15 protein-coding genes are annotated in these 18268 nt (G+C 75.1%); 7 read left to right on the top strand and 8 right to left on the bottom strand.

Annotated features, from left to right (window positions below; translation table 11 throughout):
- Window positions 1–106 precede the first annotated feature (106 nt).
- From ACSU6Z_RS07525 to cobT, 3 genes are all read right to left on the bottom strand, one after another.
- On the bottom strand, window positions 107–1654 hold the full coding sequence (locus ACSU6Z_RS07525; protein WP_437044040.1) for a leucyl aminopeptidase: 1548 nt from the start codon (window positions 1652–1654) through the stop codon (window positions 107–109).
- A gap of 531 nt (window positions 1655–2185) precedes the next feature.
- Complete coding sequence (locus ACSU6Z_RS07520) at window positions 2186–3016, bottom strand: adenosylcobinamide-GDP ribazoletransferase (RefSeq protein WP_437050220.1); 831 nt, start codon at window positions 3014–3016, stop codon at window positions 2186–2188.
- Between the two features lie 8 nt (window positions 3017–3024).
- Window positions 3025–4161, bottom strand: a complete 1137-nt coding sequence (gene cobT, locus ACSU6Z_RS07515; RefSeq protein WP_437044038.1) for a nicotinate-nucleotide--dimethylbenzimidazole phosphoribosyltransferase — start codon at window positions 4159–4161, stop codon at window positions 3025–3027.
- A 234-nt stretch (window positions 4162–4395) separates the two neighbouring features.
- Between cobT and ACSU6Z_RS07510 the strand changes: the two genes are divergently transcribed.
- Complete coding sequence (locus tag ACSU6Z_RS07510) at window positions 4396–5436, top strand: class I SAM-dependent methyltransferase (RefSeq protein ID WP_437044035.1); 1041 nt, start codon at window positions 4396–4398, stop codon at window positions 5434–5436.
- Here the strand turns inward: ACSU6Z_RS07510 and ACSU6Z_RS07505 are convergent.
- Window positions 5425–6624: a bifunctional adenosylcobinamide kinase/adenosylcobinamide-phosphate guanylyltransferase gene (locus ACSU6Z_RS07505; protein WP_437044033.1), complete on the bottom strand. Its 1200-nt coding sequence runs from the start codon at window positions 6622–6624 to the stop codon at window positions 5425–5427. The genes ACSU6Z_RS07510 and ACSU6Z_RS07505 overlap by 12 nt on opposite strands.
- Window positions 6625–6830: 206 nt before the next feature.
- On the opposite strand from ACSU6Z_RS07505, the gene ACSU6Z_RS07500 reads away from it, so the two are divergent.
- Window positions 6831–7043: a hypothetical protein gene (locus ACSU6Z_RS07500; RefSeq protein ID WP_437044031.1), complete on the top strand. Its 213-nt coding sequence runs from the start codon at window positions 6831–6833 to the stop codon at window positions 7041–7043.
- A 39-nt stretch (window positions 7044–7082) separates the two neighbouring features.
- Here the strand turns inward: ACSU6Z_RS07500 and ACSU6Z_RS07495 are convergent, their stop codons facing one another.
- The 3 genes from ACSU6Z_RS07495 to ACSU6Z_RS07485 form a co-directional block, all read right to left on the bottom strand.
- Complete coding sequence (locus tag ACSU6Z_RS07495; RefSeq protein ID WP_437044029.1) at window positions 7083–8180, bottom strand: S1C family serine protease; 1098 nt, start codon at window positions 8178–8180, stop codon at window positions 7083–7085.
- 217 nt (window positions 8181–8397) lie between these two features.
- Entirely contained in the window at window positions 8398–9168 is a 771-nt protein-coding gene (locus ACSU6Z_RS07490; protein ID WP_437050219.1) for a class I SAM-dependent methyltransferase, read from the bottom strand.
- Between the two features lie 74 nt (window positions 9169–9242).
- Window positions 9243–9842: a DUF3043 domain-containing protein gene (locus ACSU6Z_RS07485; RefSeq protein ID WP_437044027.1), complete on the bottom strand. Its 600-nt coding sequence runs from the start codon at window positions 9840–9842 to the stop codon at window positions 9243–9245.
- A 315-nt stretch (window positions 9843–10157) separates the two neighbouring features.
- Between ACSU6Z_RS07485 and ACSU6Z_RS07480 the strand changes: the two genes are divergently transcribed.
- The 5 genes from ACSU6Z_RS07480 to ACSU6Z_RS07460 all read left to right on the top strand — a co-directional run bounded on the left by ACSU6Z_RS07480 (window position 10158) and on the right by ACSU6Z_RS07460 (window position 16622).
- Window positions 10158–10943 carry a PspA/IM30 family protein gene (locus ACSU6Z_RS07480; RefSeq protein ID WP_358781841.1) on the top strand — a complete coding sequence of 262 codons (786 nt, stop codon included), beginning with the start codon at window positions 10158–10160 and terminating at the stop codon, window positions 10941–10943.
- A 40-nt stretch (window positions 10944–10983) separates the two neighbouring features.
- Window positions 10984–11265, top strand: coding sequence for a PspA-associated protein PspAA (gene pspAA / locus ACSU6Z_RS07475; protein WP_437044024.1), 282 nt, complete (start codon window positions 10984–10986; stop codon window positions 11263–11265).
- A gap of 128 nt (window positions 11266–11393) precedes the next feature.
- Window positions 11394–12623 (top strand): sensor histidine kinase, encoded by a 1230-nt coding sequence (locus ACSU6Z_RS07470; protein ID WP_437044022.1) that lies wholly within the window; start codon window positions 11394–11396, stop codon window positions 12621–12623.
- Between the two features lie 18 nt (window positions 12624–12641).
- Window positions 12642–13328, top strand: a complete 687-nt coding sequence (locus tag ACSU6Z_RS07465) for a response regulator (protein ID WP_437044020.1) — start codon at window positions 12642–12644, stop codon at window positions 13326–13328.
- Between the two features lie 174 nt (window positions 13329–13502).
- Entirely contained in the window at window positions 13503–16622 is a 3120-nt protein-coding gene (locus tag ACSU6Z_RS07460) for an efflux RND transporter permease subunit (protein WP_437044018.1), read from the top strand.
- Window positions 16623–16844: 222 nt separating this feature from the next.
- Here the strand turns inward: ACSU6Z_RS07460 and nadA are convergent, their stop codons facing one another.
- Window positions 16845–18029, bottom strand: a complete 1185-nt coding sequence (gene nadA, locus ACSU6Z_RS07455) for a quinolinate synthase NadA (RefSeq protein ID WP_437044016.1) — start codon at window positions 18027–18029, stop codon at window positions 16845–16847.
- Between the last annotated feature and the right edge of the window lie 239 nt (window positions 18030–18268).

Here is an 18268-nt window from a genome sequence, read left to right as displayed (position 1 = left end):
TGGCGGGCGGGGGGACCGCGCCCCTCGGGGGCGCGGGGAACCGCGCGACCGGTCCCCGCGCTCCCGCGGGCGCATCACCGCAACGGGCCGTGCTCCCGGACGGGCGTCAGCCGAGATCGCCGGCGGCGGTCCGCTCGGCCAGCCGCACCAGCGTCCGCACCGCCGACCCCGTGCCGCCCTTGGGCGTGTATCCGAACGGCCCGCCCTCGTTGAACGCGGGGCCGGCGATGTCCAGGTGCGCCCAGGTGATGCCCTCGCCCACGAACTCGCGCAGGAACAGGCCGGCGACGAGGCCGCCGCCCATCCGCTCGCCCATGTTGGCGATGTCGGCGGTCGCGGACTCCATGCCCTTGCGCAGGTGCTCCGGCAGCGGCATCGGCCAGGCGGCCTCGCCGGCCTCCTCGGCGGCCTCGTGCACCGCCGCGCGGAAGGCGTCGTCGTTCGCCATGATCCCGAAGGTGCGGCTGCCGAGCGCCAGCATCATCGCGCCGGTCAGGGTGGCGACGTCCACGATCGCGTCGGGCTTCTCCTGCGAGGCGGCCCACAGCGCGTCCGCCAGGACCAGCCGGCCCTCGGCGTCGGTGTTGAGCACCTCCACCGTCTTGCCGCTGTACATGCGCAGCACGTCACCGGGGCGGACCGCGGAACCCGAGGGCATGTTCTCGGCCAGCGCCAGCCAGCCGGTGACGTTGACCTCCAGGCCGAGGCGGGCGGCGGCGACCACCGCGGCGAACACGGCGGCGGCACCGCTCATGTCGCACTTCATCGTCTCGTTGTGCCCGGCCGGCTTCAGCGAGATGCCGCCCGAGTCGTAGGTGATGCCCTTGCCGACGAAGGCGAGGTGCTTCTTCGCCTTGGAGGAGGTGTACGAGAGCTTCACCAGGCGGGGCGCCGACGCCGAGCCGGAGCCGACGCCGAGGATGCCGCCGTAGCCGCCCTTGGTCAGCGCCTTCTCGTCGAGCACCTGCACCTTGATGCCGTGCTCCTTGGCCGCGGCCTGCGCGATCGCGGCGAACGCCTCGGGGTCGAGGTCGTTCGGCGGGGTGTTGACCAGGTCGCGGGCGCGGTTGAGCTCCTCGGACACGGCGACGGCGCGCTCGATCGCCGCCTTGTACGCCTTGTCGCGGGGCTTGCCGCCCAGCAGCACGGCCTCCGCCAGCGGGGCCTTGCCGTTCTTGGCCTTGGCGTCCTTGCCGCTCTTCGCGACGTCCTTGTACGCGGTGAAGGAGTACGCGCCCAGCAGCACGCCCTCGCCGACGGCGCCCGCGTCGGCGGCGTCGGCGAGGGGCAGGGCGAACGCGGCCTTCTTCGTCCCGGTCAGGGCACGGGCGGCCGCGCCGGCGGCCCGGCGCAGCGCCTCGCCGTCGTAGCCGGCGCCCTTCTCGGGCGCGTCGCCCAGGCCCACCGCCACCACGAGCGGCGCCTTGAAGCCGGACGGCGCGGGCAGCTTGGTCACCTCGCCCTCGGCCCCGGAGGCGCCGAGGGTCTCCAGGACACCGGCCAGGCCGCCGTCGTAGGCGGCGTCCACGGCCTCGGCGCCCGGTGCCACGACCAGGCTCCCGGACTTGGGCGCGGCGCCCTTGGCGACCCCGATCACGATCGCGTCGGCCCGCAGGCCGGGCGCTGCGGCGGTGCTGAGAGTGAGAGCAGTCACGGTGGTGAATTCTCGCTTCCGTGTGAAGTCCGTGTGGCCGAATGCGGGTGGGTCGACCGGGCCCGACAACCGACCCTAGATCGCTCCTGCGCTGCGGTCCCCACCTGGGCAGGCGGGAACCGGGCACGAGCCTACGCGCGCGGTGGTACCCGCTCACTCCTGCGGGTGTTCACCCGTGGGTGGCCCCGTGGTCATCTCCCGATCCTCGCATGCGGTGATCCGGGTCACACCGGCCGGGTTCCGGTGGGCGCTCCGCCCGCCGCCTCGCGTGAGGTCCGCGGCAACTCGCGGCCGGTGCCGCCGTGTTCGGCGCGCCCTGTGCGGGACGGCGCCGGGCCGGGGGCGCGCCGGAGGCGCCGCGGAGCTCCGTCGGCGGGAACTGCCGTTCCGGGGCCGTCGTTCGGCCCCCGCGTCCGCGGCACGGTCCGAACGGGGCCTCCGGTGCCGCCGTCCCGGGCCCGGTCCGACGCCGAAGGGGTGCGAACCGGGGGCGTGGCGCCGGGCCGGCCGGCCACCGTCCGCGGCGGCCGCTCAGCCCAGCGCCAGCACCACCAGCGCGGCCGTGGCCGCCGTCTCCGCGAGGGCGCCGAAGACGTCCCCGGTGACCCCGCCGAACCGGCGCAGGCAGTGCCGCAGCAGCAGGTCGGCGACGGCGGCGGCGACGGTCACCGCGAGCGCCGCGCGCACCGCGCCGTACGGCCCGAGGGCCGCGCCCGCCGCCCCGGCGGCCACCGTCACGGCGGCGGCCGCGGCCAGCGCCCCGCCCACCGGGACCACCCCGGCGACCGCCGCGCCCAGCCCCTCCGGGCGGGCGGCCGGCACCCCGGACCGGGCGGCGAGGGTGAGCGCGAGCCGGGCGGCGGCCGCCGAGACGACGGCGGCGAGCGCGCCCCTGGCCCAGGAAGCGCCGTACGCCTGCGCGAGCGCGGCCACCTGCGCCGGCAGCACCAGCACCAGCGTGATCACGCCGAACGGCCCGATGTCCGACTGCTTCATGATCCGCAGCGCGTCCTCGGCCGGCTTCCCGCTGCCCAGTCCGTCCGCGGTGTCGGCCAGTCCGTCCAGATGCAGGCCCCGGGTGAGCACGGCGGGCACGGCGGTGGTGGCGACGGCGGCGAGCAGGGGCCCCGCGCCGAGGAACAGCAGCACGAGCCCGACGGCCGCGGCGGCGGCCCCGACGACCAGCCCGGCCAGCGGGGCGCACAGCATCCCGCCGCGCGCCGCCCGCCGGTCCCAGCGGGTCACCTCGACGGGCAGCACGGTGAGCGTGCCGAAGGCGAAGCGGAGGCCGTCGGAGGAGGGGTTGCGGAACACCGGCGCAGCGTACCCGGCGGTCACCGGGCTCTCCGCGGCGGCCGGCATGCCGGGGCTCACGCCTCCCCGGGGACCTCCGCCTCCCGCGCGGACCTCGGCCCCCCGGCGGGCTCCGTCTCCTCGGCGGACCGCGCCGCCCCGGAGTCCCCGGGCCTCTCCGGCAGCTCGGCGGCCAGGGCCGCCGCGGCCTGCACCAGCGGCAGCGCCAGCAGACCGCCCGTGCCCTCGCCCACGCTCACGCCGTGGGCGAGCAGCGGCTCCAGCGCCATCCGGTCCAGCGCCTTGGCCTGCCCCGGCTCCCCGCTGTCGTGGGCGGCCAGCCACCAGTCCGGCGCCCGGAACGCGATCCGCTGCCCCACCAGCGCGCAGGCGGCGCCCACCACTCCGTCCAGGAGCACCGGCACCTTCCGTACGGCGCTCTGGAGCAGGAAGCCCGTCATCGCCGTCAGATCGGCGCCGCCCACCGCCGCCAGCAGCCGCAGCTGGTCCCCGAGCACCGGCCGGGCGCGGCGCAGCGCGTCGCGGATCGCCGCGCACTTGCGCATCCAGGCCAGGTCGTCGATGGCCAGCCCGCCCCGCCCGGTCACCACGGACGCGTCCGTTCCGCACAGCGCCGCGACCAGCACGCCCGCCGCGGTGGTGCCGCCCACGCTGACGTCGCCGAGCACCACCAGATCCGTCCCCGAGTCGGCCTCCTCGTCGGCCACCGCCATCCCGGCCCGGAACGCGGCCTCGGCCTCCTCGACGGTCAGGGCGTCCTCGACGTCGATCCGCCCGCCGCCGCGCCGCACCCGGTGCCGCACGACCCCGGCCGGCAGCGACTCGGGGTCGCAGTCCAGCGCCATGTCCACCACCCGCACCGGGACGCCGAGGCGCCGGGCGAGGACCGACACCGGACGGCCGCCCTCCAGCACCTCCCGGACCAGCTCCCCGGCGCTGCCCGCGGGCCGCGCCGAGACCCCCAGCTCGGCGATCTTGTGATCGCCGGCGAAGAGCACCACCCGCGGCCGTTCCACCGGTCGCACCGGCACCGCGGACTGCGCCGCGGCCAGCCACTCACCCAGGTCGTCCAGCCGGCCCAGCGACCCGGGCGGCACGACCTGACGCTCCCGGCGCGCCTCGGCGTCGCGCCGCACCCCGCCGTCGGGACGCTCGATCAGGTCGGAGAAGTCGTCGAGATTCAGCGAGCTCATTCGCCGAACAGTACCGGCCCGGCCCTGCCCGGCCGTGCCACGGGGCGCCCTCGCCCGAGCGGCGTCGTTGCACCCGGGATGGCGATCCCATACGTTCCGTTTTGCAGCGGATTGCCGCATGCCCTCCCTCCCTGGTCCTCACCCCCCCCATCGTCCCCTTCGTCCCCTTCGTCCTCTCCGCCCCCTGCCCCCTTCCCTCCCTCTTCCCGCACCCCCTCGCCACGGGAGCCACCCATGACCGCACCGCCGGGGCCCTCCGCGCCCACGCCGCCGCCCGTGCCCGCCCGGTCCCCCGCCGCGGGCGCGGGCCCCGCCCACGAACCGCGCCGCGAGGACTGCCCCTGGTGCGGCGCGCACCGGCTGCGCACCCGGCTGCGCACCGGGGACCTGCGCCGCCGCACCCCGGGCCGGTTCACCGTCGACGAGTGCCGGGACTGCGGGCACACCTTCCAGAACCCGCGGCCGACGGACCGGGACCCGGCCCTCCACCACGGCGTCCCGGGACCGGGGCTGCCCGACGCCCCCCGGCGCCACCGCTCGGCCGCCCGCGCGGTGCGGCGCCACTGCCCCGAACCGGAGAGCTGGCTCGACGTCGGCACCGGCCACGCCGCCTTCCCCGCCGCGGCACGGGAGGTGTTCCCGTACACCTCCTTCGACGGCCTGGACCCCACCCGCCGCGTGGAGCGGGCCCGCGCCGCCGAACGCGTCGAGGAGGCGTTCGTCGGCCGGCTGACGGACCCGCACGTCCGCACCCTGCTGCGCGCCCGCTACGACGTCGTCAGCCTGTTCCACCAACTGGAACTCGCCCCCGACCCGCGTGCCGAACTGCGCGCCGCGCTGCACGTGCTGCGCCCCGGCGGACACCTGCTGCTGGAGACCACCGACCCGCGCAGCCTGTTCGCGGCGCTGCTCGGCCGCTGGTGGCCGTCGTACGACCAGCCGCGCCGGCCGCACCTGCTGCCCCCCGCCAACCTCCGCGCCGAACTGGAGGCCCAGGGCTGCACCGTCCTCGCCGTCGACCACCGCGCCGGGCACCTCCCGCACGACCTGGCGGGCGCCCTCGGCACGATGCTCTCCCACGCCCTGCCCGCCCCCGGCACCCCCCGGCGGGCCACCCCGCCCCGGCACGGGCCGCGCCACGCCCTGCTGCGGGCGGCCGTCCCGCTGGTCGCCGCGGCGGGCGCCGCCGACCACGCGCTCGCGCCGCTGGTCCGGCGCACGCCGTTCGCCAACGCCTACCGCGTCCTCGCCCGCAAGGACACCTCAGCCCCGTAGCGGCAGCGCCTGTCCCGCCACCACCAGCAGCACGTGCTCGCACTCGCCGGCGAACGCCGCGTTCAGCCGGCCCAGTTCGTCCCGGTAGCGGCGGCCCGACGCCGTCGCCGGGACGATCCCCGACCCCACCTCGTTGGAGACGGCGACCACGGTGCGCCGGGTCGCGCGCACCGCGTCCGTCAGCTCCCGCGTCCGTTCCCTCAGCGCCCGCTCGCCACCGCCGGCCCACTCCGCGTCGTCCCACGCCCCGACGGAGTCCATCGCGTCCGTCAGCCACAGCGACAGGCAGTCGATCAGCAGCGGCGGCCCGTCCTGCCTCAGCAGCGGCACCAGGTCGCACGTCTCCGCCGTCCGCCACGACCCCGGGCGGCGCTCCCGGTGCGCGGCGACCCGCGCCGCCCACTCGGTGTCCCCGCCGCGGGTGCCGCCGGTCGCCACGTACAGCACGTCGGGGAAGGCCTCCAGCCGCCGCTCGGCCTCCACCGACTTCCCCGACCGGGCGCCGCCCAGCACCAGCGTCCGCCGCGGCACGTCGGGCACGTCCTCGTAGGCGCCCACCACCAGCGTCGCCCCGTCCGGCACGGCCCGCGCCCCGGCCGCCGCGAGGCGGCGCCGCAGTTCCGGCCCCGGCGGCACGTCGTGGTCCAGGTGGACGGCGACGACGTCCGTCGTCGGACCCACCGCCCCCACCGCCCGCAGCCTCGCCAGCGCGTCCGGCCGCCCCACCACGTCCGCGACGACCATGTCGTAGGGCTCGGCGGGATCCCGGAGCCCGGCGGGCGCGCCGCCCGGCGGCAGGAACAGCAGCCGCTGCCCCTCCGGCCCGGTCACCGCGTACCCCGTGCCCGGCGCGTCCAGCGCCACCGCCCGCACCCGATGACCCGTCAGCAGCGCCAGCTCCCGTCCGTCCGGCACCCGGCCCGGCTGCGGCAGTCCGGCCGGCACCTCCACCGCCGGCCCGTCGTGCGGATGCGACAGCAGTACCTGCGCCACTCCGCTCAGGGAGCGTCCGGCCCGCGCCGCCGCGAGCGCGGCGCCGGGCGTCAGGTCGAACAGCAGCGCCCCGTCCACCAGCAGCGCGGTCGCCGCGCGCGCGTCCTCGCCCAGCGCGGCGGCGCAGGCCGCGCAGGGACAGTCGGGGCGGGGCAGGCCCGCGGGGGCACCGGTGCCGAGCAGAGTCACGTCCACGCACCGATTTTCCCGTGGCGCCGCGGGTCCTGCGCGCCCGAGCCCCCCGAGGGGCACGTGAGGGCGACGGCCGGCGGCCCGCCCGCGCCGCCGGGTGCTTCGCCGGCCGTACCCCGCTCACGCGTCCGCCGCACCGCATAGGCTGCGGGGCGGGCGGGCCAGGATCCGGCTTCCGCTCCGCAGGTGCTCACATCTTGGAGGCGTACATGGCGGCATGGACGTGGCGGTTCGAGACGGCCGACGGGGCGGAGGTCCGGCCCGCGGTGCAGCCGGAGGAGTTCACCACCCAGGGCGACGCCGAGTCGTGGGTCGGGGAGCACTGGAAGGAGCTGAAGGAGGGCGGCGCCGACCAGGTACGGCTGTTCGAGGACGCCACCGAGGTCTACGGGCCGATGAGCCTGCACGCCGAGGACGCGTAGCCGGGCCGTCCCGGGGGCGGCCCGGCCGCCCCGGGACGCTCACTGCTCGCCCAGCGTCACCCCGACCGTCCGCTCGCTGCCGTCGCGCGTGTACGTCACCGTCGTCCGCCGGCCCGGCCGCAGCGGCGCCAGCGCCTCGGCGAGGGAGGTGAGGGTGGTGACGTCCGCGTCCCCCAGCCCGGTGACGACGTCCCCGGCGCGCAGGCCCGCCCGGTCGGCCGCGCCGCCGTCGCGCACCTCGACGACGGCCACGCCGACGGCCCGGTAGGAGTCGTCGACGACGGTACGGCCGGTGATGCCGAGCGCCGCCCGGCCCGAGTCGGTGACCCGGCCGTCCCGGACGATCTGGTCGGCGATCTTCCGCACCGTCGACGCCGGGATCGCGAACCCGATGCCGGGCGCCGTGCTGCCCTCGAGGCCGGGGTCGGTCGCGGCGAGCGTCGGGATGCCGACGACCTGCCCGTCCAGATTCACCAGGGCGCCGCCGCTGTTGCCGGGGTTGATGGCCGCCGACGTCTGCACCATGTTGGCGAGGGTCGCGCCCGTACCGCCCCCGTCGCCGCTCCCGGTGACGGTCCGCCCGGTCGCCGACACGATGCCCTGCGTCACGCTCGACGACAGACCGAGCGGCGAGCCCATCGCCAGTACGATCTGCCCCACCTCGACCTTCGCGGAGTCCCCGAACACCGCCGGCCGCATCCCGTCCGGAACCCGGTCCAGCCGGATGACGGCGAGGTCCTGCTCGGGGTAGGAGTGGACGAGCCGCGCGGACAGCGGGTCCTCGCTGTGGGCGGTCGTCACCCGGAAGGCCCGCTCCCGGCCGACGACGTGCGCGTTGGTGACGATGTGCCCCCGGTCGTCGTACACGATCCCCGACCCGAGGTCGTCCCGGGCCTGGATCTGCACCACCGACGGCAGCACGTCCCTGATCACCCTCCGGTAGTCGGCCTCCAGGTCACGCACCGCCCCCGGCACGGCCGCCCGCGTGGCCGCCTGCCCGTGCTCGCGCGGGGCGGCGGACGGGGGGAGCGCGGCGGGGGCGCCGGGAACGGAGCACCCGGCGAGGACCACGGCGCAGCAGGCCAACGCGGCCGGGGAGGCGACGAGCCGCGCGGCGCGGGAGCGGGAAGCGTCCATGCCCGCAGTCTCACCGCGCGCCTCCCGACCGGCCTTCGGTGAACGCCCGAACGGGCTCAGGGGGCTTTCGGCGATCTCCGCGGCGCCGCGACGCCCGGCACCCCTTCCCGCCGCGCGGGGCGAGGGGCCAGGTGGCTCCGACCCATGGCCCCTCGCCCCGCGCGGCGGGGGCACGCACCGGAGGCCGCTTCCTCCGCGGAGGTCCCCCGGAAGGCCCCTAGCCCCGCACTCCGCACAGGTGCAGCAGCGCCGCCACCCCGCGGTACGGGTCCGTCCGTCCGGCCCGCTCCTCGACCGCCAGCAGGGTCTCGATGTCGTCCGGTACGGGGATGTCGTCCTCGCCGGGTGCCTCCGGGGCCCGGGAGGCGCCCCCGACCGTGTCGGTGAAGACCCGCACCCCGTACCAGGCGTGCAGCGGGGCGCCGATCCCGGCCAGCGTCGCCGTCAGGGCGGCGAGCCGGTCCGCCCGGCCGCCGGGTCCCGGGCGGACGGGGGTCTCCCCGTCCGGGTCCGTCCGGGGGTGGGGGAGGCGGGCGGTGGTGTCGAAGGCGGCCAGCGCGCCCGCCCAGTCGCCGTTCAGGCCGGGCCGCATCGCCAGGGCGTCCCCGTTGCGCACCAGCAGCGACAGCAGGCCGCCGTGGGCGAGCATCCGAGCGAGCCCGGCCACCAGCGGATCCGGCTCCTCGACGTACATGAGCACGCCGTGGCACAGCACCACGTCGAAGCTGCCCGGCAGGAAGTGCACACCGGTGTCCCGGCCGTCGCCCTCGATGATCCGCATCCGCTCCCGGATGCCCTCGGGCTGCCCGGCGAGCGCCCCGCGGACCGCGGCGATCATCGCGGGGTCCTTCTCCATGCCGGTCACGTGGTGCCCGGCGCGCACCAGGCGCAGCGCCTGCGTGCCCCGGCCCATGCCCACGTCGAGCACCCGCAGCCGCCGCCCGACCGGGAACCGGTCGGCTATCTGCTCGTCCAGCTGCCGGGCCACCAGCTCCTGGCGGACCACGTCCCGCAGCCCGCCCGGCCGGGCCTGGGCCGCGCCCGGGGTGAACGGTGACGTGCTCAGGGCCGCTCCCCGCGCTTGACCTGGGGCTTGGGCAGCCGGAGCCGGCGCATCTGGAGGGAACGCATCAGGGCGTAGGCGACCGCGCCGCGCTTGTTCTCGCCGGCGAACCGCTCGTTCAGGCGCTTCCTGAGGCGGAAGCCGGTGACGAACGAGTCGATCACGATCAGCACGATCACGACCAGCCACAGCAGCAGCGCGACGTTCTGCATCGCGGGCACCTGGACCATGCTCAGGACGAGGATGACCACCGCCATCGGCAGGAACCACTCCGCGATGTTGAACCGCGAGTCGACGAAGTCCCGCGCGAAGCGGCGGACCGGGCCCTTGTCGCGCGCCGGCAGGTACCGCTCGTCACCACTGGCGAGCGCCTGACGCTGCCGTTCCAGCGCCGCCCGCCGCTCCTCGCGCTGGCGCCGGGCGGCCTCCTTGCGCGTCATCGACGTGCTGGCGACGCTGCGGCGCCGGGTCTGGGCCTCACTGCGCTTGGGCGTCGGGCGGCCCTTGGGGGCCTGCGGGTCGCGGGGCTGCTTGGAGTCGGTCAGCGGCGCCTTGTCGGCGGCCGGGGCCTTCTCTTCCTTGACACGGCTACGGAACACAAAGCCCAAGGGTACGGGGTGCGGGGCATGGACCCCAGCCCCACGGGGAACGATCCGGCAACACCGGTCGTCTGTATGGGGACAGAGGGGACGTTGCGTACGGCCCGGGACTTCCCGGACGGCGCACCCCGCGCACCACGGGGAACCACCTCCTCCCTGCGCCGGATCGGGAGGGGGCGCGGTCGTCCTTGGGGATGAGCGCATCCGCCCCCGAACAGTGCGGTAATGGAAGCAGGGCCCGTACTGTGGGTTCTGTTGCAGTCGCTGGAGCTGGAGTCGGCCAGAAGGGGGCGCGCGAAGCCCATGAGCGGTGTCATGAAGCGTATGGGGATGATCTTCCGCGCGAAGGCGAACAAGGCCCTGGACCGGGCCGAGGACCCGCGCGAGACCCTCGATTACTCGTACCAGAAGCAGTTGGAGCTGCTGCAGAAGGTCCGCCGCGGCGTCGCCGACGTCGCCACCTCCCGCAAGCGCCTGGAGCTCCAGCTCAACCAGCTCCAGTCGCAGTCCTCCAAGCTGGAGGACCAGGGCCGCAAGGCGCTGGCGCTGGGCCGGGAGGACCTGGCCCGCGAGGCGCTCTCCCGCCGCGCAGCCCTCCAGCAGCAGGTGACCGACCTGGAGACCCAGCACGCCACCCTCCAGGGCGAGGAGGAGAAGCTCACCCTGGCGGCCCAGCGGCTCCAGGCCAAGGTCGACGCCTTCCGCACCAAGAAGGAGACGATCAAGGCCACGTACACGGCGGCCCAGGCGCAGACCCGGATCGGTGAGGCGTTCTCCGGCATCTCCGAGGAGATGGGCGACGTCGGGCTCGCCATCCAGCGCGCCGAGGACAAGACGGCCCAGCTCCAGGCCCGCGCCGGCGCCATCGACGAACTGCTCGCCTCCGGCGCGCTGGACGACCCCTCCGGCATGCACAAGGACGACATCCAGGCCGAGCTGGACCGGCTCTCCGGTGGTACGGATGTAGAGCTGGAGCTGCAGCGCATGAAGGCCGAACTGGCCGGTGGCACGACCGGTGGGCAGCAGGCCATCGAGGGCGGCACCGGGGCGCAGCAGGCCCAGCAGCAGCCGCAGGACACCCCGCGCTTCGACAAGCAGTAGCCGTCCTTCGACGGCCGGGGCCCACGCCGAGGAGGGCGACATGATCGTACGGATCATGGGGGAGGGGCAGGTGAGGCTGGCCGACAACCGCCTCGCCGAGCTGGACACGCTGGACGACGAGCTCCTGGCCGAGATGGAGAACGGCGACGGGCCGGGCTTTCGCGCGACGCTGGGGGCGCTGCTGGCCAAGGTCCGCGAACTGGGCGAGCCCCTGCCGGACGACGCGCTGGAGCCGTCGGACCTCATCCTGCCGTCCCAGGACGCCACCTTGGAGGAGGTCCGGGAACTGCTGAGCGACGACGGGCTGTTCCCGGGCGCCTGAGCGGTGCCGGGCGGGGCCCGGCGGCTCGCGGCGGCTTCCGGCGGCGCGGGCGCGTCCGGGCCGGTGACGGCCGCTCCCGCCCCGGGGCCCGCACACGCCGGCGCCCGGTCCGGCTACCGTGGACGGCCGTGAGCACCCTCGACCGCGCCCGGTGCCGCATCGGCGCGCACCCCCTCGCGGTGGACGCGGCCCTGGCGGCGGCCGTCCTCGCCTGCATGGTCGCCGGTTCCTTCGTGGACTCGCACGGCCCCGACGGCATCACCTGGGCCGTGCGCACCCCCGACCCGCTCAGCCTGGTCCTCATGGCGCTCGGCGCGGCGGCCCTCGTCCTGCGCCGCCGCGCCCCGATGGGGGTCCTCGCCGTGACCGGCGCCGTCTCCGTCGCCGAGTGCGTCACCGGCGACCCCCGCGCCCCCGTCGTCATGTCCGCGGTCGTCGCCCTGTACACCGTCGCCGCCACCACCGACCGCCCCACCACCTGGCGCGTCGGCCTGCTCACCATGGCCGCGCTCACCGGCACCGCGATGTCCGCCGGGCCGCTGCCCTGGTACGCCCAGGAGAACCTCGGCATCTTCGCCTGGACCGGCATGGCCGCCGCCGCGGGCGACGCCGTCCGCAGCCGCCGCGCCTTCGTGCACGCCATCCGGGAGCGGGCCGAGCGGGCCGAACGCACCCGCGAGGAGGAGGCCCGCCGCCGGGTCGCCGAGGAACGGCTGCGCATCGCCCGCGACCTGCACGACGTCGTCGCCCACCACATCGCCCTGGTCAACGTCCAGGCGGGTGTTGCCGCCCACGTCATGGACAAGCGGCCCGACCAGGCCAAGGAGGCCCTCGCCCACGTACGGCAGGCCAGCCGCTCCGCGCTGGACGAGCTGCGCGCCACCGTCGGCCTGCTGCGCCAGTCCGGCGACCCCGAGGCCCCCACCGAGCCGGCCCCCGGCCTGGACCGCCTCGACGAACTCGCCGGCACCTTCCGCAACGCCGGCCTGCACGTCGAGGTCGCCCGCGCCGACCAGGGCACCGAACTGCCCACCGCGGTCGGCCTCGCCGCCTACCGCGTCGTGCAGGAGGCCCTGACCAACGTGCAGAAGCACGCCGGGCCGCGGGCCAGGGCGGAGGTGAGCGTGGTCCGGGTGGGACCGAACATCGAGATCACCGTCCTCGACGACGGGGGCGACGGCGCCCGGGCCCCCGGCACCGACGGCGGCGGGCACGGCCTGCTCGGCATGCGCGAGCGCGTCACCGCCGTGCGCGGCACCCTCACCACCGGGCCCCGCTACGGCGGCGGCTGGCGCGTCCATGCGATCCTGCCGGTCGCCCACCGCGCCGAGGCGGCCCGGTCGGCCGAGGCACCCTAGGCATCCGGGGGATGACGTATGACGATCCGTGTCCTGCTCGCCGACGACCAGGCGCTGCTGCGCAGCGCCTTCCGGGTGCTCGTCGACTCCGAACCCGACATGGAGGTGGTCGGTGAGGCCTCCGACGGGGCCGAGGCGGTCCGGCTCGCCAAGGAGCGGCGCGCCGACGTCGTCCTGATGGACATCCGCATGCCGGGCACGGACGGTCTGGCCGCCACCCGTATGATCGGCGCCGACCCGGACCTGGCCCACGTCCGCGTGGTCGTCCTGACCACCTTCGAGGTCGACGACTACGTGGTGCGGTCGCTGCGCGCCGGCGCCTCCGGCTTCCTGGGGAAGGGCTCCGAGCCCGCCGAACTGCTGAACGCGATCCGGGTGGCGGCCGGCGGCGAGGCCCTGCTGTCCCCGGCCGCCACCAAAGGGCTGATCGCCCGCTTCCTGGCCCAGCAGGACACCGCGGAGGCAGCGGACCGCGACCCCGCCCGCTTCGAGCGGCTCGACGCGCTGACCGGACGGGAGCGCGAGGTGCTGGTGCAGGTCGCCGGCGGCCACTCCAACGACGAGATAGCCGAACGGCTCCAGGTGAGCCCGCTGACCGTGAAGACGCACGTCAACCGGGCCATGGCCAAGCTGGGCGCCCGCGACCGGGCACAACTGGTGGTCATCGCCTACGAGTCGGGGCTGGTCCGTCCGAGGGTGGAGTGAGCCCTGACCGGGCGTACTGCGGCCGGAGTACGCGCCGGACGCGGAACGGGACCTGGGGCCTAGGGAACGGGGCCGTCCATGGGCCAGGGTGGCGGGGTGGGCAGACACGTGTTCGCTCCCGGCGCTCCCGTGTGCCCCTCCTCCGCCCAGGCCACAGAAGAGAGACCCTGACCCATGTCCTGGCTGTCGAGATTCAGCCTCGCACAACGGGCCCTGACCGGGCTGATGTCGATCGTCGCGCTCGTCTTCGGGGCGATAGCGATACCCCAGCTCAAGCAGCAGCTGCTGCCCACCATCGAGCTGCCCATGGTGTCGGTGCTGGCGCCCTACCAGGGTGCCCCGCCGGACGTGGTCGAGAAGCAGGTCGTCGAGCCCATCGAGGACAGCCTCGAAGCCGTCGACGGCATCTCCGGCGTCACCTCCACGGCGAGCGAGGGCACCGCCGTGATCATGGCGTCCTTCGACTACGGCAACGACACCCAGCAGCTCGTCGCCGACGTCCAGCAGGCCGTCAACCGGGTCCGCGCCCAGCTCCCGGACGACGTGGACCCGCAGGTCGTCGCCGGTTCGACGGACGACATGCCGACCGTGGTCCTGGCGGCCGCCTCCGGCAAGGACCAGCAGGCCCTGGCCGACCAGCTCGACAAGACGGTCGTCCCGGCGCTGAGGGAGATCGAGGGCGTCGCCCGGGTCACCGTCGACGGCGTCCGCGACCTCCGGGTCGCCGTCACCCCCGACGACGCGAAGCTGGCCAGGGCCGGCCTGACCCCGCAGGCGCTGTCCCAGGCCCTCCAGGCGGGCGGCGCGACCGTCCCGGCCGGCTCCTTCGACGAGGGCGGCGCCAACCGCACCGTGCAGGTCGGCGGCGGCTTCACCTCGCTGGAGCAGATCCGGGACCTGATGGTCACCGGCGAGGGCGCGAAGAGGCCCGTGCGTCTCGGCGACGTCGCCACCGTCACCCAGGAGGAGGCCGAGGCCACCTCCCTGACCCGCACCAACGGCAGGCCCAGCCTCGCCGTCACCGTCACCATGGACCACGACGGCAGCGCGGTCGCCATCTCGAACGCCGTCGAGGACAAGCTGCCCGGGCTGCGCGAGGACCTCGGCTCCGGCGCGACCCTCACCGTCGTCGCCGACCAGGGCCCGGCGGTGTCGAAGTCCATCGAGGGCCTGACCACCGAGGGCGCCCTCGGACTGGTCTTCGCCGTCCTCGTCATCCTGGTCTTCCTGGCGTCGATCCGCTCCACCCTCGTCACCGCCGTGTCCATCCCGCTGTCGGTGGTGCTGGCGCTGATCGTGCTGTGGACGCGCGACCTGTCGCTGAACATGCTCACGCTGGGCGCCCTGACCATCGCCATCGGCCGGGTCGTCGACGACTCGATCGTGGTCCTGGAGAACATCAAGCGGCACCTCGGCTACGGCGAGGAACGCCAGGAGGCCATCCTCAAGGCGGTCCGCGAGGTCGCGGGCGCGGTGACCTCCTCGACCCTGACCACGGTGGCCGTCTTCCTGCCCATCGGCCTGGTCGGCGGCATGGTCGGCGAGCTGTTCGGCTCGTTCAGCCTGACCGTCACCGCCGCGCTGCTCGCCTCGCTGCTGGTGTCCCTGACCGTGGTGCCGGTCCTGTCGTACTGGTTCCTGCGCGCCCCCAAGGGCACCCCCGAGGACGCCGCACAGGCCCGCCGCCAGGCGGAGGAGAAGGAGGCCCGAAGCCGCCTCCAGCGCGCCTACGTCCCGGTCCTGCGGTTCGCGACCCGGCGCCGCCTCACCAGCGTGGCCATCGCGGCCGTCGTCCTGATCGGCACCTTCGGCATGGCGCCGCTGCTGAAGACCAACTTCTTCGACCAGGGCGAGCAGAAGGTCCTCAACGTCAAGCAGGAGCTGGCACCGGGCACCAGCCTCGCGGGGACCGACGCCCGGGCGAGGAAGGTCGAGAAGCTGATCGCCGGGACCGACGGCGTCAAGGACTACCAGGTCACGGTCGGATCGTCCGGCTTCATGGCCGCCTTCGGCGGCGGCACCGACACCAACCAGGCCAGTTACCAGGTGATGCTGGAGGACGACGCCTCCTACGAGGACGTCCGGGACCACATCGAGGAGGGCCTGGCGAAGCTCGAGGGCATCGGCACCACCACCGTCTCCGCCGGGGACGGCTTCGGCAGCCAGGACCTGCGCGTGGTCGTCAAGGCGTCCGATCCGGGGGTGCTGCGCGAGGCCGCCGAGGAGGTCCGCGAGACGGTCGCCGGGCTCGACGACGTCACCGACGTCACCAGCGACCTGGCGCAGAGCGTGCCGCGGATCTCGGTCAGGGCCGACGAGCGCACCGCCCGGGCCGGGTTCACCGAGCAGGCCCTCGGCGCGGCCGTCGCCCAGGCGGTGCGCGGCACCCCGGCCGCCAAGGCGGTCCTGGACGACACCGAGCGCGACGTCGTGATCAGGTCGGCGAAGCCCGTCGACACGCTCGCCGAGCTGAGGGCACTGCCCCTGGGCCCGGTGAAGCTCGGCGACATCGCCACCGTGAAGCTGGTCGACGGCCCGGTGTCGATGACCCGCATCGACGGCCGGCGGGCGGCCACCATCACCGCCAAGCCGACCGGTGACAACACCGGCGCGGTCGGCGCGCGGCTCCAGACCGAGATCGACGCGCTGGACCTGCCGGCGGGCGCCACCGCCGAGATCGGCGGTGTCTCCGCGGACCAGGAGGAGGCGTTCACCAACCTCTTCCTGGCGATGCTGGCGGCCGTCGCGATCGTGTTCATGCTGCTGGTCGGCACCTTCCGCTCGCTGGCCCAGCCGCTGATCCTGCTGGTGTCGATCCCGTTCGCGGCGACCGGCGCGATCGGCCTGCTGGTGGCCACCGGCACCCCGATGGGCGTGCCCGCGATGATCGGCATGCTGATGCTGATCGGCATCGTGGTCACCAACGCGATCGTGCTGATCGACCTGATCAACCAGTACCGCCGGCAGGGGTACGGCGTCGTCGAGGCGGTGATCGAGGGCGGCCGCCACCGCCTGCGTCCCATCCTCATGACGGCCCTGGCGACGATCTTCGCCCTGCTGCCGATGGCCCTCGGCGTCACCGGTGAGGGCGGCTTCATCGCCCAGCCGCTGGCCGTGGTCGTGATCGGCGGCCTGGTCACCTCCACGCTGCTGACCCTGCTGCTGGTGCCGACGCTCTACGCGATGCTGGAGCTGCGCAAGGAGCGGCGCGCGGGGAAGCGGGCGGCGAGGAAGGCGGCCGGCGCGTCCCGGCCGGCGTCGCCCTCGGACGAGCCGGAACCGGCCGGGGTCTGACCTTCGGACCCACCGACCGGTCCTCAGGGGCCCGCCCCGGGGGAGACCCGGGACCGGTCGGTGGGTCCGGTCCCTGGAGGCCGTGACGAACGCGGTCCGGGGGCGGCCGGGACGACACCGGCCCACACGTCCCGCGAGGAGCGCACCGGGAGGTCCGGCCGGTGACGCGAAAGGGCGCCCCCACGCCGGGGGGCGCCCTTCACCGCGTACGGGCGGGGGCCGCTACGGCAGGGCCAGCATCCGCTCCAGCGCCAGTTTGGCGAACGCCTCGGTCTCCTTGTCGACCTCGATGCGGTTGACGAGGGTGCCCTCCGCCAGGGACTCCAGGGCCCACACCAGGTGCGGCAGGTCGATGCGGTTCATCGTCGAGCAGAAGCAGACGGTCCTGTCGAGGAAGACGATCTCCTTGCCCTCGGGGGCGAAACGGTTCGCCAGCCGTCGTACGAGGTTCAGCTCGGTGCCGACCGCCCACTTGGAGCCGGCCGGGGCCGCCTCCAGGGTCTTGATGATGTACTCCGTCGACCCGACGTGGTCGGCGGCGGCCACGACCTCGTGCCGGCACTCGGGGTGGACCAGGACGTTGACGCCGGGGATGCGGGCGCGCACCTCCCGGACCGACTCCAGGCTGAAGCGGCCGTGCACCGAGCAGTGCCCGCGCCACAGGATCATCTTCGCCGCGCGCAGCTCGTCCGCGCTCAGGCCGCCGTTCGGCTTGTGCGGGTTGTAGACGACGCAGTCCTCCAGGGACATGCCCATGTCCCGCACCGCGGTGTTGCGGCCCAGGTGCTGGTCGGGCAGGAAGAGCACCTTCCCGCCCCGCCGGAACGCCCACCGCAGCGCGCGCTCGGCGTTGGAGGAGGTGCAGATGGTGCCGCCGTGCCTGCCCGTGAACGCCTTGATGTCCGCGGACGAGTTCATGTACGACACCGGCACGACCTGCTCGGCCACGCCGGCCTCGGTCAGCACGTCCCAGCACTCGGCGACCTGCTCGGCCGTCGCCATGTCGGCCATCGAGCAGCCGGCGGCCAGGTCCGGCAGGACGACCTTCTGGTCGTCGGAGGTCAGGATGTCCGCCGACTCGGCCATGAAGTGCACGCCGCAGAAGACGATGTACTCGGCCTGGGGGCGCGCGGCCGCGTCCCGGGCCAGCTTGAAGGAGTCACCCGTGACGTCGGCGAACTGGATGACCTCGTCGCGCTGGTAGTGGTGACCGAGCACGAAGACCTTCTCCCCGAGCTTCTCCTTGGCCGCGCGGGCGCGCTCGACCAGATCCGGGTCGGAGGGCGAGGGCAGGTCGCCGGGACACTCCACGCCGCGCTCGCTCCTCGGATCGGCCTCGCGGCCGAGGAGCAGCAGGGCGAGGGGCGTCGGCGTTACGTCGAGCTCCTGGGTCTGGGCGGTGGTCACGACACGCACCCTTTCTGTTCTGCGGCTCGCCGGGCCGGTGGGACCGGACCCGGCGGGACAAGCGGGACACCGTTTCGACTTTTCGTCGAATTGACGTTATCTATCATAACCGGTTCACGTCAGTTTGACGATGCCCATCGTGTCGGTGTGACGTGAATCCCGGCGCCGCGCCGCCCGGGCCGTCCGCGGGCCGCCCACGGCCCTGTCCGCCCACCGGTCCGTGTGCGAGCATGAAGGGA

Origin of the sequence: Streptomyces sp. enrichment culture (assembly GCF_964273145.1) — a bacterium.
In the GTDB taxonomy this organism is placed as follows: Bacteria; Actinomycetota; Actinomycetes; order Streptomycetales; family Streptomycetaceae; genus Streptomyces.
Note: the sequence above shows the minus strand (reverse complement) of the source record. Positions and strands in the feature narration are given on the sequence as shown.

Coding starts and splice junctions, on each gene's coding strand:
- ACSU6Z_RS07520 (WP_437050220.1), bottom strand. CDS start 3,016: ATGCCGGCCGCCGCGGAGAGCCCGGTGACCGCCGGGTACGCTGCGCCG.
- cobT (WP_437044038.1), bottom strand. CDS start 4,161: ATGAGCTCGCTGAATCTCGACGACTTCTCCGACCTGATCGAGCGTCCC.
- ACSU6Z_RS07510 (WP_437044035.1), top strand. CDS start 4,396: ATGACCGCACCGCCGGGGCCCTCCGCGCCCACGCCGCCGCCCGTGCCC.
- ACSU6Z_RS07500 (WP_437044031.1), top strand. CDS start 6,831: ATGGCGGCATGGACGTGGCGGTTCGAGACGGCCGACGGGGCGGAGGTC.
- ACSU6Z_RS07495 (WP_437044029.1), bottom strand. CDS start 8,180: ATGGACGCTTCCCGCTCCCGCGCCGCGCGGCTCGTCGCCTCCCCGGCC.
- ACSU6Z_RS07480 (WP_358781841.1), top strand. CDS start 10,158: ATGAAGCGTATGGGGATGATCTTCCGCGCGAAGGCGAACAAGGCCCTG.
- pspAA (WP_437044024.1), top strand. CDS start 10,984: ATGATCGTACGGATCATGGGGGAGGGGCAGGTGAGGCTGGCCGACAAC.
- ACSU6Z_RS07465 (WP_437044020.1), top strand. CDS start 12,642: ATGACGATCCGTGTCCTGCTCGCCGACGACCAGGCGCTGCTGCGCAGC.
- ACSU6Z_RS07460 (WP_437044018.1), top strand. CDS start 13,503: ATGTCCTGGCTGTCGAGATTCAGCCTCGCACAACGGGCCCTGACCGGG.